This window comes from Pseudomonas mercuritolerans (assembly GCF_025706525.1).
Classification (GTDB): domain Bacteria; phylum Pseudomonadota; class Gammaproteobacteria; order Pseudomonadales; family Pseudomonadaceae; genus Aquipseudomonas; species Aquipseudomonas mercuritolerans.
On record NZ_JAMSHA010000010.1, the window covers coordinates 81,177 to 97,036 of the forward strand.

Annotated in this window: 15 protein-coding genes; 6 read left to right on the forward strand and 9 right to left on the reverse strand. The window is 61.3% G+C overall.

Features of this window, described 5'->3' with window-relative positions:
* Position 1 precedes the first annotated feature (1 nt).
* The 5 genes from ND528_RS24795 to ND528_RS24815 all read left to right on the forward strand — a co-directional run bounded on the left by ND528_RS24795 (position 2) and on the right by ND528_RS24815 (position 3,502).
* The gene (locus ND528_RS24795; protein WP_016771682.1) at positions 2-1,492 is read left to right on the forward strand and encodes an RNA polymerase factor sigma-54; all 1,491 of its coding nucleotides are present in this window, start codon (positions 2-4) and stop codon (positions 1,490-1,492) included.
* Positions 1,493-1,565: 73 nt separating this feature from the next.
* Complete coding sequence (gene hpf, locus ND528_RS24800) at positions 1,566-1,874, forward strand: ribosome hibernation-promoting factor, HPF/YfiA family (protein WP_007912419.1); 309 nt, start codon at positions 1,566-1,568, stop codon at positions 1,872-1,874.
* 12 nt (positions 1,875-1,886) lie between these two features.
* Positions 1,887-2,351 carry a PTS IIA-like nitrogen regulatory protein PtsN gene (ptsN, locus tag ND528_RS24805; protein WP_130910549.1) on the forward strand — a complete coding sequence of 155 codons (465 nt, stop codon included), beginning with the start codon at positions 1,887-1,889 and terminating at the stop codon, positions 2,349-2,351.
* Positions 2,352-2,353: 2 nt separating this feature from the next.
* The gene (gene rapZ / locus ND528_RS24810; RefSeq protein WP_076565860.1) at positions 2,354-3,211 is read left to right on the forward strand and encodes an RNase adapter RapZ; all 858 of its coding nucleotides are present in this window, start codon (positions 2,354-2,356) and stop codon (positions 3,209-3,211) included.
* Positions 3,212-3,226: 15 nt separating this feature from the next.
* Complete coding sequence (locus ND528_RS24815; protein ID WP_016771685.1) at positions 3,227-3,502, forward strand: HPr family phosphocarrier protein; 276 nt, start codon at positions 3,227-3,229, stop codon at positions 3,500-3,502.
* Positions 3,503-3,536: 34 nt separating this feature from the next.
* Here the strand turns inward: ND528_RS24815 and ND528_RS24820 are convergent, their stop codons facing one another.
* The 6 genes from ND528_RS24820 to pmbA all read right to left on the reverse strand — a co-directional run bounded on the left by ND528_RS24820 (position 3,537) and on the right by pmbA (position 8,904).
* On the reverse strand, positions 3,537-4,430 hold the full coding sequence (locus ND528_RS24820; RefSeq protein ID WP_130910550.1) for a ZIP family metal transporter: 894 nt from the start codon (positions 4,428-4,430) through the stop codon (positions 3,537-3,539).
* 29 nt (positions 4,431-4,459) lie between these two features.
* Entirely contained in the window at positions 4,460-5,071 is a 612-nt protein-coding gene (locus ND528_RS24825; RefSeq protein WP_263471426.1) for a superoxide dismutase, read from the reverse strand.
* 1 nt (position 5,072) lies between these two features.
* Complete coding sequence (locus tag ND528_RS24830; protein ID WP_016771688.1) at positions 5,073-5,513, reverse strand: hypothetical protein; 441 nt, start codon at positions 5,511-5,513, stop codon at positions 5,073-5,075.
* Between the two features lie 27 nt (positions 5,514-5,540).
* A complete protein-coding gene (locus ND528_RS24835) occupies positions 5,541-6,917 on the reverse strand; it encodes a class II fumarate hydratase (RefSeq protein ID WP_263471427.1) in 1,377 nt (458 codons plus the stop codon).
* The gene (locus tag ND528_RS24840; protein WP_263471428.1) at positions 6,898-7,305 is read right to left on the reverse strand and encodes a FagA protein; all 408 of its coding nucleotides are present in this window, start codon (positions 7,303-7,305) and stop codon (positions 6,898-6,900) included. Before ND528_RS24840 ends, ND528_RS24835 begins: the two co-directional genes overlap by 20 nt.
* Positions 7,306-7,557: 252 nt before the next feature.
* The gene (pmbA, locus tag ND528_RS24845) at positions 7,558-8,904 is read right to left on the reverse strand and encodes a metalloprotease PmbA (RefSeq protein ID WP_024011613.1); all 1,347 of its coding nucleotides are present in this window, start codon (positions 8,902-8,904) and stop codon (positions 7,558-7,560) included.
* A gap of 108 nt (positions 8,905-9,012) precedes the next feature.
* Here pmbA and yjgA point away from each other — a divergent pair, with 108 nt between their 5' ends.
* Positions 9,013-9,537, forward strand: coding sequence for a ribosome biogenesis factor YjgA (yjgA, locus tag ND528_RS24850; RefSeq protein WP_016771692.1), 525 nt, complete (start codon positions 9,013-9,015; stop codon positions 9,535-9,537).
* A gap of 51 nt (positions 9,538-9,588) precedes the next feature.
* Here the strand turns inward: yjgA and tldD are convergent, their stop codons facing one another.
* From tldD to ND528_RS24865, 3 genes are all read right to left on the reverse strand, one after another.
* On the reverse strand, positions 9,589-11,031 hold the full coding sequence (gene tldD / locus ND528_RS24855) for a metalloprotease TldD (RefSeq protein WP_093104683.1): 1,443 nt from the start codon (positions 11,029-11,031) through the stop codon (positions 9,589-9,591).
* A gap of 4 nt (positions 11,032-11,035) precedes the next feature.
* A complete protein-coding gene (locus ND528_RS24860; protein ID WP_110603717.1) occupies positions 11,036-11,896 on the reverse strand; it encodes a carbon-nitrogen hydrolase family protein in 861 nt (286 codons plus the stop codon).
* A gap of 129 nt (positions 11,897-12,025) precedes the next feature.
* Entirely contained in the window at positions 12,026-15,829 is a 3,804-nt protein-coding gene (locus ND528_RS24865) for a YhdP family protein (protein ID WP_263471429.1), read from the reverse strand.
* Positions 15,830-15,860 lie beyond the last annotated feature (31 nt).

Sequence of the window (15,860 nt, forward strand, 5' to 3'; positions counted from 1 at the left end):
CATGAAACCATCGCTAGTCTTGAGAATGGGCCAGCAGCTGACGATGACACCGCAGCTGCAACAGGCCATCCGCCTGCTCCAATTGTCGACCCTGGACCTGCAACAGGAGATCCAGGAGGCTCTGGAATCCAATCCGATGCTCGAACGCCAGGAAGAAGGCGACGACTTCGACAACGCCGATCCTCTGGCCGACAACGCCGAACAGAAGCCCGCCGAAATCCAGGAACCCTCCTACCAGGAAACCGCCCCGACGGTGGACAACCTCGAGGATGGCGAATGGAACGAGCGCATCCCCAACGAACTGCCGGTGGATACCGCCTGGGAAGACGTCTACCAGACCAGCGCGAGCAGCCTGCCCAGCAGCGATGACGACGAGTGGGATTTCACCACCCGCACCTCGGCCGGCGAGAGCCTGCAAAGCCATCTGCTCTGGCAACTGAACCTGGCGCCGATGTCCGACACCGATCGCCTGATCGCCGTGACCCTGATCGACTGCATCAACAATCAGGGCTATCTGGACGAAACACTCGAAGAAATTCTTGAGGCGTTCGATCCTGAACTGGACATCGAGCTCGACGAGATCGAAGCCGTCCTGCATCGCATCCAGCAATTCGAGCCCGCCGGTATCGGCGCCCGCAACCTCAGCGAATGCCTGCTCCTGCAACTGCGCCAGCTGCCCGCGAAGACGCCGTGGCTGACCGAGGCCAAGCGGCTGGTCGCCGATTACATCGACCTGCTGGGCAGCCGCGATTACAGCCAGCTAATGCGCCGGATGAAGCTCAAGGAAGACGAGCTGCGCCAGGTCATCGAGCTGGTACAGAGCCTCAATCCGCGTCCGGGCTCGCAGATCGAATCAACCGAAGCCGAATACGTCATTCCCGATGTGATCGTGCGCAAGGACAACGAGCGCTGGCTGGTCGAGCTGAACCAGGAATCGGTGCCACGCCTGCGCGTCAATGCCCAGTACGCCGGGTTTGTTAAGCGTGCCGACACCAGCGCCGACAACACCTTCATGCGCAACCAGTTGCAGGAAGCCCGCTGGTTCATCAAGAGCCTGCAGAGCCGCAACGAAACCCTGATGAAAGTGGCCACGCAGATCGTCGAACATCAGCGCGGCTTCCTCGAATACGGCGACGAAGCGATGAAGCCGTTGGTATTGCATGACATCGCCGAAGCGGTCGGCATGCACGAATCGACGATTTCCCGGGTGACCACACAGAAATTCATGCATACCCCGCGCGGTATTTATGAGCTGAAATACTTTTTCTCCAGCCACGTCAGCACCTCCGAAGGCGGCGAATGCTCGTCCACGGCGATCCGCGCGATCATCAAAAAACTGGTCGCAGCGGAAAATCAGAAAAAGCCGTTGAGTGACAGCAAGATCGCTGGTTTACTGGAGGCACAAGGCATTCAGGTGGCTCGCCGCACCGTCGCCAAGTACCGCGAATCCCTCGGAATCGCGCCTTCGAGCGAACGCAAGCGGTTGATGTAAGCCACGTTACAGCGTTCCAGTGGCAGGCTTTTCGGCCTGCCGCTTTATGCACTGGCAACGAAGGAGAAGCTGTATGCAAGTCAACATCAGTGGACACCAACTGGAAGTGACCCAACCTCTGCGTTCCTACATCGAGGAAAAACTCCAACGACTGGAGCGACATTTCGACAAGATCACCAACGTGCAAGTCACGATGTGCGTCGAAAAGCTGAAGCAGAAGATCGAAGCCACCTTGCATATCCCCGGCAGCGAAGTGGTCGCCAACGCAGAAGATACCGACATGTATGCTGCGATCGACTCACTCACCGACAAGCTGGATCGCCAACTCAAAAAGCATAAGGAAAAGACCCAGAGCCTCCTCCAGGGCGCGACCGGTCGTTAACCCCCCTATCCCATGATCCGACTTGAAACCATCCTGACCCCCGGCCGTTCCCAAGTGAACGCGCCGGGCGGCAGCAAGAAAAAAGCCCTCGAACATATTGCCAACCTGATCCACCGCGAAGTGCCGGATCTGGCGATGCAGGATGTCTTTGAGGCGTTGATCGCCCGTGAAAAACTCGGTTCTACCGGTTTTGGCAACGGCATCGCCATTCCTCACTGCCGCCTCAAGGGCTGCACGGCGCCTGTCAGTGCCCTGCTGCATCTTGAAGCGCCAATCGATTTCGACGCCATCGACGGCGCTCCGGTCGACCTGCTGTTCGTGCTGCTGGTCCCGGAAGCCGCGACCGATGCGCATCTGGAGTTGCTGCGCCAGATCGCCAGCATGCTCGACCGCAAGGAAGTTCGTGAAAAACTGCGCAGCGCCGCGAGCAACGAAGCCTTGTACCAGGTTGTACTGGACGAGCAGAACGGGCACTAATCATGCGTTTGATCATTGTCAGTGGCCGTTCGGGCTCGGGTAAAAGTACCGCCCTGAATGTCCTTGAGGACAACGGCTACTACTGCATCGACAATCTGCCGGCCGGTTTGCTGCCGGAACTGGCCGAGCGGGCGCTGATTCACACGGAACTGGCGCAGCCGCTGGTCGCCGTGTCGATCGATGCGCGCAACCTGCCCAGCCATCTGTCACGCTTCCCTGAACTGCTTGAAGACGTGCGTGCCAAGCATATCAAGTGCGATGTGCTGTACCTGGACGCCGACGAGGAAACCCTGCTCAAGCGTTTTTCCGAGACCCGTCGTCGTCACCCGCTGAGCAACGCCAATCGCTCACTGGCCGAGGCAATTCACGATGAAACCGCCCTGCTCGGCCCGATCGCCGATCTGGCTGACCTGAAAATCAACACCACCAACCTCAATCTGTATCAACTGCGCGATACCCTGAAGTTGCGCCTGTTGAATCAGCCGGAGCCCGGCACGGCGTTTCTGGTTGAATCATTTGGCTTCAAGCGCGGCATGCCGGTCGATGCCGATCTGGTCTTCGATGTGCGCTGCCTGCCCAATCCGTACTGGAAACCGGAGCTTCGTGCGCAGTCGGGCCTTGATGCACCGGTGGCGGAGTACCTGGCGCAGCAGCCGGATGTCGAAGAAATGTATCAGGACATCTACGCCTACCTGAACAAGTGGCTGCCACGTTTCGCCGCCAGCAACCGCGCTTACGTGACCATTGCCATCGGCTGCACCGGCGGGCACCACCGCTCCGTCTACCTGACCGAACGTCTGGGTCAGGCCCTGCAGAAAACCCTGAAGAACGTCCAGGTTCGCCACCGCGACCTCACCTAAAGGATTCACACCGCGATGCCTGCTCGTGAAATCGAAATCATCAATAAGCTGGGCCTGCATGCTCGGGCATCGGCCAAATTCGTCGGCGTGGCGGGTCAGTATCCAGACTGCACGATCAGAGTGGGACGCACACCTGAAACGACTGTCGACGGCAAGAGCATCATGGCAATGATGATGCTCGCGGCGGGTAAAGGCACCAAAATCCATTTGAGCACCGAAGGCGAACAGGCTCAGGAAGCCATGGACGCATTGGTCGATCTGATCGAAAGGTATTTCGACGAAGGTGAATAATCCTCGAGGCGGGGACACTGTTCCTCGCCTCCATTCACCCCAACGCCGTATCCATCACCATCATCAGACAAAACCCGACCAACAGGCCCAGACTGGCCAGCTTGTCATGCCCATGACGACGCGACTCCGGAATCACTTCGTGGGTCACCACCAGCAACATCGCCCCGGCCGCCAACGCCAGCCCCAGCGGCAACAGCACTTGAGCCAGACTCACCAGCCACGCGCATAACAGTGCAAATACCGGTTCGACCAGCCCAGACGCCGCGCCAATCAAAAATGCCCTGACCCGCGACATCCCTGCCCCGGCCAGCACCAACGCAATCACCAGCCCTTCCGGCACATCCTGCAGAGCGATGCCCATCGCCAGGCTGTCGGCGTCCGTCATCCCGCCGCCGGCAGATACGCCAACCGCCATGCCTTCCGGAATGTTGTGCGCGATGATGGCGAACACGAACAGCCAGATTCGCGGTGGAATCACCGGATGCTCCAGCGTGCCGACGAGCATCTCCGGCGAGGCACCCGAAACGCGCCGATCCACCAGATACAGACCGAACGCGCCGAGCAGGATGCCGAAGCAGGTCAGGCTACTGGCGGCCCACGGCGTCAGACCAAGACTTTCGGCCGCAGCGATCCCCGGCACGATCAACGAAAACGCCGTCGCCGCCAGCATCACCCCGGCACCAAACCCAAGCAAGGTATCGCTGAGTGCCTGCGGCATGCGCCGGATCACCAGCACCGGCACGGCGCCAAGCGCCGTGCCCAACGCGCAGATGGCACCGCCCTGCAAGGCGCGCAACAGCCGCGGTTCCAGATTCAGCCACTGCAAACCGTGGGCGACCAGCAAAGCCATCCCCGCCAGCAGCAACAGCGAGCCCACCGCGTAACGAAACATGCGCCCGCTGGCAATCGCCAGTGTTTCCGTGCCCATAGTCAGCCCTGATTGTTTTTATGGAAGGCTTAAACCAGTGCGGCCTGATAGCGCGCAGCAACTTCCGGCCAGTTGATCACGTTGTAGAACGCGTTGATGTATTCCGGGCGACGGTTCTGGTAACGCAGGTAGTAGGCGTGTTCCCAGACGTCGAGACCGAGGATTGGGGTATTGCCGTTCATCAACGGGCTGTCCTGATTGCCGCTGCTTTCCACGACCAGTTTTTTCTCCGGGGTCACGCTGAGCCAGGCCCAGCCGCTGCCGAAACGGGTCAGCGCGGCTTTGGTGAACGCGTCCTTGAAACTGTCGAGTCCGCCCAGTTGCTCATCGATGGCCTTGGCCAGCTCGCCGTCAGGTTTGCCGCCACCGTTGGGCACCATCACTTCCCAGAACAGCGAATGATTGGCGTGACCGCCGCCCTGATTGATCACCGCCGCGCGAAGCTTTTCCGGCAGTTGCTGAACGCTGGCGACGAGTTTTTCCACCGGCCACTCGGCGAACTCGGTGCCTTCCACGGCTGCGTTGAGGTTGTTGATGTAGGTCTGGTGATGCTTGGTGTAATGGATTTCCATGGTCTGCGCATCGATGTGCGGCTCGAGGGCATCGTAGGCGTAGGGCAAGGCAGGCAAGGTAAAAGCCATTTCAGTGGACTCCATACTGATGGGGATTTGAGGCGCGGCGAGCATTGCCGGTGTCTGGATGCAGCAGACGCTGGGTGCGCGGGTATTCGCCGTGCTCGCTGATGAAATTCAGCAGCTCGACGTAGGTCTTGCTGCTCTGGCGTAACGCCGCTTCACGCAGGGCCGGGCGCAGGCGTTCGTCCTGCATGGTCTGCAACAAACGTTGATGGATAGCGCACAGGTATTCGGCGCTCTCCTCCGGTTGGTTCAGGCGCAAATGCAGGTCGGCGAGGTTGTGATGAGAGACGACGCAGGCCGCCACCGCTTCGTCGGCATCCGCCCAGCGTTCGAACAACACTTGCGCCAGGGCCAGGGCTTGCAGGTAAGCCTCACGGGCGTCGATCAGTTCGCCCAGCATGAAGCAGCGATTGGCCCGTTCGATCGTGCGTTTCCAGTGCTCCATGGTGAGCCTCCAAAGCGGTTGCGGGGTTTACACGCCGCCGGCGGTGAGTTTCTCGGGGTTGAGCAACTCTTCCAGTTGGCTGCGCGACAGGTCGGTGTGTTCCAGAGCGACGTCGATCACCGCGCGGCCTTCCTTGTAGGCCTGCTTGGCGATTTCGGCGGCTTTCTGGTAACCGATGATGGGGTTGAGCGCGGTGACCAGAATCGGGTTGCGCGACAACGCTTCTTGCAAGCGCGATTCGTTGACCTTGAAAGTAGCGATTGCCTTGTCACCGAGCAGGCGACTGGAATTGGCCAGCAGTTCGATGCTGCTCAGCAGGTTGTGCGCGATGATCGGCAGCATCACGTTCAGTTCGAAGTTGCCGGATTGACCGGCCACGGTGATCACCGAGTCGTTGCCGATCACTTGCGCAGCGACCATCGCAGTGGCTTCCGGGATCACCGGGTTGACCTTGCCGGGCATGATCGATGAACCCGGTTGCAGCGCTTCGAGTTCGATTTCGCCGAGACCGGCCAGCGGACCAGAGTTCATCCAGCGCAGGTCATTGGCGATTTTCATCAGCGACACGGCGGTGGCCTTGAGCTGGCCGGAAACGGCGACGGCGGTGTCCTGCGAGCCGATCAGCGCGAACAGATCCTTGCCTGGGGTGAACTGCACGTCGGTGAGTTGGCTCAGATGCCGACTGAATCGGGCGGCGAACTCCGGATGCGCATTGATCCCGGTGCCGACCGCGGTGCCGCCCTGCGCCAGCGCTTGCAGGCTTGGCAGCAAATCCTGCAGATGGCCGATATTGGCCTTGAGCTGCTGTGCCCAGCCGTTGAGCACCTGGCTCATGCGCACCGGCATCGCGTCCATCAGGTGGGTGCGCCCGGTCTTCACATGATGATGCACCTGCCCGGCCTTGCGCTCGATGGCCTGGACCAGATGCAACAGCGCCGGCAGCAATTGTTCATGCAGGGCCAGCGCGGCGCTGACGTGGATGGTGGTCGGGATGATGTCGTTGCTGCTTTGCCCGCAGTTGACATGATCGTTGGCGTTGACCGGCTCGCCGAGCATGCGACTGGCCAGCGTGGCGATCACTTCGTTGGCGTTCATGTTCGAGCTGGTGCCGGAACCGGTCTGGAAGATATCCACCGGGAAGTGCTGCATGAAATCGCCTTCGAGCAGACCTTGCGCGGCATCGCTGATGGCTTTGCCTTGCGCAGCGCTGATCTGGTTCAGCTCAACGTTGGCCCGGGCAGCGGCGGCTTTGGCGAGGATCAGCGCGCGGATGAACTGCGTCGGCATCGGTATGCCGCTGATCGGGAAGTTGTCCACGGCGCGCTGGGTCTGCGCGCCATAGAGCGCATCGACCGGCACCTGCAGTTCGCCCATGCTGTCGCGCTCAATACGTGTCTTGGTCATGCGAATGTCCTTGCAGCAAATCAATGAGAGGAATCGACGGTTGCAACTCGCAAGTGGCGAGCTGCCAGGTGTAGCGTTGCCAGCGCCGCAAGCGGCATTGGCATAGCGACAGGCGCTCCATTTCACGCAAGGGGCGCCAGGCTTGATCGAGACAGACGCTGCGCCAGTGCCACGGCAACGCAATGTCGGTGGCGGTATCGAGCAGCAGACGGAAAGACGTTTCGGCGACAGTCCAGGGCGAAGTGGCTGTGCAACAGGGGAGATAGCGCCCTTCGGCGAGGTAGTGTTCGATCAGGCGCGGTTCGTCAGGATCCAATGCGCAACGGATCTGGCGGCTCATCCAGCGCCAGCTTTCGAGGTAGGGCTGCTCGTGCAAGGCAGAACTCATGATCCGGGACTCGTTCGGAGATGAGATTTATTATTAGATGATAATGAGAACCAACACAAGCACTCGAGTTTGCGCTGCTCACTTGTGGGAGCGAGCCTGCTCGCGAATGCGCTGTGTCAGTCAGCACATTTACAACTGATCCACCGCTTTCGCGAGCAGGCTCGCTCCCACAGGGGATTTGTGCGAAGCGAATAAAAAAGGCGCGCCTTCCAGAACGGAGGGCACGCCTTTTTTTGTTGGCGAATTCGCGGCTTAGCTGCCGGCGACAGTCATCCGCTCGATCAACACCGAGCCGGTGCGGATGTTGCTGCGCAGCTCCAGATCATTACCCACCGCGACAATCTGCTTGAACATGTCGCGCATGTTGCCGGCGATGGTCACTTCCTGCACAGCGAACTGGATCTCGCCGTTCTCGACCCAGAAGCCCGCCGCACCGCGCGAATAGTCGCCGGTGACCATGTTCAGGCCGTGGCCCATCAATTCGGTGACCAGCAGTCCTCGGCCCATGCGCTTCAACAGCGCTGCCTGATCCTCATCACCGTGGGTGACGAACAGGTTGTGCACCCCGCCCGCGTTGGCGGTGCTCGGCATGCCCAGTTTCCGTCCGGAGTAAGTGCCGAGGATGTAGGAGACCAATTCGCCCTTTTCGACGAACGGTTTGGCGTAGGTCGCCAAGCCGTCACCATCGTAGGAAGCACTGCCCATGGCGCGCATCAGATGCGGACGCTCATCGATGGTCAGCCATTCCGGGAACAGCTTTTGCCCGAGTGTGCCTTCGAGAAACGACGATTTGCGATACAGGCTGCCGCCGGATACTGCCGAGAGGAAGCTGCCGAACAGACCGCCCGCCAGTTCGGCGGAAAACAGCACCGGCACTTCGCAGGTCGGCACCGGCCGCGCGCCCAGACGGCTCGCCGCCCGTTGCGCGGCACGCTGGCCGATGCTCACCGGATCGGCGAGCAAACTGCCCTGGCGATTGACGTCGTACCAGTAATCGCGCTGCATCTGGCCGTCAGCTTCGGCGATCATCACGCAGCTCAGGCTGTGCCGGGTCGACGCGTAGCCGCCGATGAAACCGTGGCTGTTGCCATACACCCGGCAGCCCTGATGGGTGCTGAGGGTGGTGCCGTCGGCGTTCTTGATCCGCGCATCAGCATCGAACGCCGCCGCCTCGCAGAGCAAAGCCTTCTCGATGGCCTGCTCCGGGGTAATGTCCCACTCGTGGAACAGGTCGAAATCCTGCACATCCCTGGCCATCAGTGCGGCGTCGGCGAGGCCCGAGGCTTCATCTTCGGAAGTGTGCTTGGCGATGGCCAGTGCTGCTGCGACGGTTTCACGAATCGCCTCCGGCCCGGTGGCCGAGGTGCTGGCCGAGCCTTTGCGCTGGCCGACATACAAGGTAATGCCAAAACCCTGATCACGATTGAATTCAACGGTTTCGACCTCGCGCTGACGCACCGAAGTCGACAGCCCCTGCTCCAGCGACACCGCGACTTCACAGGCGCTGGCGCCCTGGCGCTTGGCTTCGGCGATGATCTGCTCGACCTGTTCTTGCAGTGCCGGCAATGCCTGCGGGCCGACGCTTTGAACTGCACTCATGCTCATCTCCACTCAAATTCTGCTTTCGGCTGGGGTCATCGAGCGACCGGGCCGGACAAGCGGCCCCCGACTGGTTATCATGGCGGCGTTTCTTTGCGGACTGCCACCATGGTTGATTCTTACGACGACTCCCTCGATACGGGAGAAAAAAGCAAATCTCAGGTCAAACGCGAGTTGCATGCGCTGGTTGACCTCGGCGAGCGCCTGACCACACTCAAGCCTGATCTGGTCGCCAAACTGCCGTTGACCGACGCTTTGCGCCGGGCATTGGCCGATGCGCCCAAGCACACCGCGAACATCGCGCGTAAACGGCATTTGCAGTTCATCGGCAAACTGATGCGCGACCAGGACACTGACGCGATTCTGACTCTGCTCGATCAACTCGATGCCTCCACTCGCCAGTACAACGAGCGCTTCCATAATCTGGAACGCTGGCGTGACCGCCTGATCGCGGGCGATGACGCCGTGCTGGAGAAATTCGTCATCGAGTACCCGGACGCCGATCGCCAGCAATTGCGTTCCCTGATCCGTCAGGCCCAGCATGAGGTTGCGCAAAACAAACCGCCTGCTTCGAGCCGCAAGATCTTCAAATACATTCGGGAGCTGGACGAGACTCAACGCGGCCTGCGTTGAAAATCGCCACCGGGTGGCCGTCCTGCGCGCCACCCGAAAGCCCCACCGTTCTTATGCGCCCGTGCCACCCACGGTGATCGCATCGATTTTCAGCGTTGGCTGGCCGACACCCACCGGCACCGACTGCCCATCCTTGCCACACGTACCCACACCGCTGTCCAGCGCCAGATCGTTACCGACCATCGACACCCGGCTCATCGCCTCGGGACCATTGCCGATCAATGTCGCGCCTTTGACCGGTGCAGTAATCTTGCCGTCCTCGATCAGATAAGCCTCGCTGGTGGAGAACACGAACTTGCCGCTGGTGATGTCGACCTGACCGCCGCCGAGGTTGGCGCAGTAGATGCCCTTCTTCACCGAAGCGATGATTTCTGCCGGATCGCTTTCACCGCCGAGCATGTAGGTGTTGGTCATCCGAGGCATCGGCAGGTGCGCATAGGATTCGCGGCGACCGTTACCGGTGCGCGCCACGCCCATCAGCCGCGCGTTGAGCTTGTCTTGCATATAGCCCTTGAGTACGCCGTTTTCGATCAGCGTGGTGCACTCGGTCGGCGTGCCTTCGTCATCGACGCTGAGCGAACCGCGACGGCCGCTCAAGGTGCCGTCATCGACGATGGTGCATAACTTGGAGGCAACCATTTCGCCCATGCGCCCGCTGTAGGCCGAGCTGCCCTTGCGGTTGAAATCGCCTTCCAGGCCATGGCCGACCGCTTCGTGCAACAGCACCCCGGACCAGCCGGAACCCAGCACCACCGGCAAGGTACCGGCCGGCGCCGGAATCGCTTCCAGATTGACCAGCGCCTGACGCAACGCTTCACGGGCATAACCCATGGCGCGGTCTTCGGCGAGGAAGTAGCGGTAATCGGTACGCCCACCGCCGCCGTGCCCGCCGCGTTCGCGGCGGCCATTCTGTTCGACGATGACGCTGACATTGAAACGCACCAGCGGACGCACATCGGCAGCCAGGCCACCGTCCGTCGAGGCCACCAGAATTCGCTCCCAAACCCCGGCCATGCTCACGCTGACTTGCTGAATCCGTGGGTCGAGCGCGCGGGTAGCAACGTCGATACGCTTGAGCAGCTCGACTTTTTCCGCGCGGCTGAGCACTTCCAGCGGATTATCCGGCGCGTACAGTTGCGCGACGTCCTGGGTGCTGAACGCCTGCACCGTGCCGTTCTGCCCGGCGCGGGAAATCGAGCGCGCAGCACGGGCAGCAGCACCGAGGGCTTCGAGGGTGATCGCGTTGCTGTAGGCAAAACCGGTCTTCTCCCCGGACTGCGCGCGCACGCCGACACCCTGATCGAGGTTGAAGCTGCCTTCCTTGACGATGCCGTCTTCCAGCGCCCATGACTCGGAAATCTGGCCCTGGAAATACAGGTCGGCGGCATCGATGCCCGGCCCGGCCAGATCGCCGAGCACGCCTTGCAGGCTCTCGATCGTGACACCGCCGGGTGCCAACAGGTGATCACTGACTGAGGACAACAACTCGCTCATAGGTTTACGCCTTAAATTCGTGTTCTGAAGCAGGCCGCTGGGCGCCCTGCGAGAAAAACCGCCGATGACGCGTCACCGGCATGCGCGCCCGGATGGACGCTTGTTCATCGCTGTCGCGGGCGGCCAGCAACACCGCCTCGCCTTGATCCTGCTGGGCCAGCACACGCCCCCACGGGTCGACAATCGCCGCATGCCCGAAGGTCTCGCGTGGCCCTGGATGACTGCCGCCCTGTGCGGCCGCGAGGATATAACACTGTGTTTCGATGGCCCGCGCGCGGATCAGTACATCCCAGTGCGCGGCGCCGGTTACGGCCGTAAAGGCCGACGGTGCAGTAATCAATTCGGCACCGGCGGCACGCAATTCACTGTACAGCTCCGGGAAACGCAAGTCGTAACACACGCTCAGACCGACGCGCCCCACCGGCGTATCCGCCACCACTACATTACCGCCATAAGCATAGTCATCGGATTCACGGTATTGGCCGCGATTGTCGGCGACATCGACATCGAACAGATGCAGCTTGTCATAGCGCGCGACGATCTCGCCGTATTCATTGATCAACAACGAGCAGGCATTGGCTTTGGCCGTGGGTTGACCCAACGGTGGCAACGGCAATGTGCCGGCGACTATCCATAAGGTGAGGTCACGGGCGGTCTGTTTCAACCAGGGCAGGATCGGCCCTTCGCCCAAGGCCTCGGCGCGGCCGATATCGGCGACGTCACGACGGCCCATGGCGGCGAAGTTTTCCGGCAACACCGCAAGTTTCGCCCCGCCGGCGGCGGCCTGTTCAAGCAGGCGTCGGGCCTGGGCCAGATTGGCCGGCACGTCGCTCTGGCTGACCATTTGAATCACCGCTAAAGACATGGCCGCTCCTCGGAATTTGCATATGACTGTGTAGGAGCTGCCGAAGGCTGCGATCTTTTGATTTTTTTTTAAGAGCCAGATCAAAAGATCGCAGCCTTCGGCAGCTCCTACAGGGGTAGTGTCTGCTAGTTAAAAAGGCTTGTCGAAGGTGATTTTAGGCTCTTTCCATGGGCCTTTGACGGTGTACTTGACGCTGGCGAAGCGCGCCACGCGGTCGCCGATCAGCTTGTCGATGAGGAACAGCGCGCCGCCGACCGCCGGTGCGCCGACGAGCAGCGCGGCAATCGGCAGGTTGTTGGTCACCGGCAAGGTCACCAGCAATTTCGCATCGACCTTGTCACCGACCAGATCCAGCGTGCCGTCCAGCTCAAGATTGCTCGAAGGCCCGGTCAGGCGAATCGGCTCACGGGTGACGTAGACACCGTTGTTCGCCACCAGCAAACCTTTGACCCGGTCGTAGCTCAGGCCTTTGCCGAACAGGTCGGAGAAGTCCAGACGCAGACGCCGGCCGATGGAGTTGAAGTTGAGCAGGCCGAACACCCGCAGCGCCTGAGCACCGCCTTCCACTTCAACGAACTGGCCCTTGTTCAGCGAGGCATCGAGCGTGCCGGAGAAGCGCTTGGTCGCCAGCCATGCTGGCGATCCTGGCCAGCGGCCATCGACGTCCATGTGGAATTCTTCGCTGGTCACGCTCGGGGCGAAGCCCCAGCCTTTGAGCACGTCAGCAAGGTTCTTGCCGCCGACCCTTCCCTTGTACCAACTGCTGGTCGCCCCTGGCGCGCCTTCCCAGCCACCGTTGCCTTGCAGCAGGATGCCTTTGAGGCCCATGTCGAGGTTGTTCAGGGCGATGCCCTTGGCGGTCGGCCGCACTTTCAGCGACCAGCCACCGACCAGATCAGGGCCGAGAAACAATTGGTTGAGGGTAATATCGAGTGCCGGGATTTTCGTCGGGTCGACCGATGCCAATGGATCAGGCGCATTCTCGTCTGCCTGCACTGCCGGGTCCGGCGCCGGCAGTTTCACGTATTGCAGATTCACCGCAATGGGCACGCCTTTGGCGTCCGGCAGGCTGGCACTGCCCTTGGCCTGTTGGCTGTCGAGCGCCAGATTCCACGCGCCGGGCTTGCGATTGATTTGCACCGAGGCCTGATCCAGCGTGGTGCCGAACGCTGTCAACTTGCCGACTTTGACGTCAGCGCTGCTGAGCAATTGTTTGGCGCTGCCGCCCGGATCCTGGCCGGCGTACTTGCTGGCCAGATCCTGCCACGGCGCGACATCGAGTTCCGACAGCACCCCGCGAATGCGCAGGCCCTTGGCGCCCGGCAACACCGCTTCGCCAGCGCCGAGAAACAGTTCGCCACGGCCATCGGCGAAATTGCTCGGCGGCGCGGCAAAGGTGAAATTGGCCAGTTGATCGTAATTGAACCAGTACCGCCGCTCCTGCCCTTGCAAGGTCATCCGGAACACCGTGTCGCGCCCGACATCGGCGGCCATGCCGAACGGCGCCGGCAGATCCACTGCAACGCCTTTGAGGCTGGAACTGACTATCAACTGACTGTCGGCCCCTGAGAGGTTCAGCTGCAATTGATAAGGAACAGTCCCGGACACAGGCAACGGCTGGGTCACGCCGAGCCAGTCAGTGAGCTTTTTCACTTCGACCTGCCCCGAGGCAGCCACCCGAGTCTTGATCTGGTTGGGGCTGCCGTCGGCGAATATCTGCGCAGTGACCGGTTTGTCGAAGGCCCGTGCAGAGATGTTCTGGCCGCTGAGGCCTTTATTGCTGTCGAAGCGGAAATCGCCCTTGAGCTGGCTAAGTTCCAGTTTCGGTTCGGCCAGTTTCAAACGCGCATTGGCGGTCTTGAAATCGACGAGGATTTTCGGTTGTTCGCCCTTGGCCAGCGGAATATCCAGCTTGAGCTTGCCGTTCAGATCACCCGCGCCCTCCCAACCGGCAAAGGTTTCGCCGGTGCCGATCGGCGCGTCCTGAAGAATCTTCAAGCCATCGCCCAGGCCACCAGCAAACGCGCCGTCGAGGAACAGATGGCTATTCTGCCCGGCCGGTACGTGCGGAATATTGACGAAGACATCGCTGACTTGGGTATCGAGCAACTGGCCCTTGCTGGCCCAGATGCGCACGCCGCTGTCCTCGATGAACACGTCGCCGCTGACCTTGCTCACATGCGGCCAGCCCGGCTGAAAGGCCAGTTCGGCGTCATGGACCTTGAAGAACAGGCTGATGCTGCGATCAGCCTCGCCGGCGTTCTTGCTCAGTGAGCCCTGATACTGGAAGAAGCCCTGGTCCACCGCGCCTTTGAGGATCGCCGTGCGCAGCCACTCATCGAGCGCCGGGCTCAACACAGCCGGCAGGTATTTGGCGGTGTAGCGACCGTCGCCATCGACCAGGCCGACGCGCAGGTCCATGTAGTCTTCCTGGCTATGGTCGAAGTGCAGGCGGATGAGGAAGTCGCCGGCAATCTTGCCCTCCTCGCCCAGCACCTTCAGGTACGGCGCAATCAGCGTGAAGCCGTCCTTGTCGAGCTTCCAGGTCAGCCGCGCATTGGCCTGCAAGTATTGCCATGGCTTGGCGAAAATCGGATCGAGGTGCAGGACGAAGTCCTTGCTGTCGAGGCGCAACTCACCGCCGTCCAGATTGCCACTCAGGCTGCCACTGACATTCCGCGCCGCCGGAGCGCCGTGGTAGGCATTGAAACCGACGTTGTCGAGATTGGCGGCAAAGCCGAATTTGCTGCCATCGGTGGCGGTCGGGCGGAAGTCCAGCATCACATTACGCAGGCCGCCGGTTACCTTCAAACGCTCGACCACAGTGGCGAAGCTTTGCGGTAACGGCCCCAGCGCATTGAGCAGCGGCGTGATCGGGGTCAGATCGAGGCGATCGGCCTGCAAATGCCAGAGCTCTTCAGCGTTGGCGCTGGCGCGAGTCTGCTGCACCTGCACATGGGATTCCCAACGGGTGTCGCCGAAGCTCATCGCCAGTGAATCAAGAGTGACCTTTGCGCCCTCGGCGGTGTTGCGGTAATAGGCGTTGAGCGCCAGATTGTTGATCTGGATCGGCTTGCGCTCGGCGTAGGCACCGGTCACTTGCGGCGCATTCAGGCGCAACGCGGCGCTTTGCAACGCGCCTTCGGCCCAATCGACCCAGAGTTCACCGCCGGCCTTGATCTCGGAAAAATTCCATTGCTGGGTCAGGCGCTCGGGCAGCCATTTCGACCAGTCGCTTTGCGGCAGGCTGGCATAACCCTCGATGACGCTGTTCTGCCACTGATCAGGACGCAATTGGCTGCGCAGGCTCAGCGCCACAGGCTGGCCGTCGGGCAAGGTCAGACGCGCATCGAGACGCTGGCGACTGGCGCCGGTACGCACATTGAGGCCGACATAGGTGAGCGTCATGGGCGGGTGATCGAGCGGTTGCAGGGTCACCTGGCTGTCTAGTACCGACAGTTGCTTGATCATCTGCGAGCGCTGGAACAGTTGTGCCGCATCGAACGGTTGATCCTTCTGCACCGGCAGGCCTTCCAGCGCCCAGGTGCCGTCTTCGGCTTCCTTGAGGCTGATCTTCAAACCGTTGAGTTCGATATGCGCGAGGCGCACTTCGCGGGCGAGCACGCTGCCCCACATATCCGGCACCACCCGCACGCGGTCGAGGCGCAGAGCGTTGGCACCGTCGCCGACCATCACGTCGTGGGCCAGCAGGATCGGCGCGAAACCGCTCCAGTTGCCTTCCAGCTCACCGATCTGCAAGGGCATGCCGAGGGCGGCGCTGGCCTTGTCTTCGATGTCGGCGCGGTATTCCGCCACCAGAGGGGTCAGCTCGCGGCCGAGGCTGACGTACAACGCCATCAACACCAGAACCAACGCGCACAGGCCCAGCCCCCAGCGGGTGAGTGCGGCCAGAATGCGTGTCAGACGCTCCATGTCAGTTGGCTCCCATGGCAAAAATACTGCG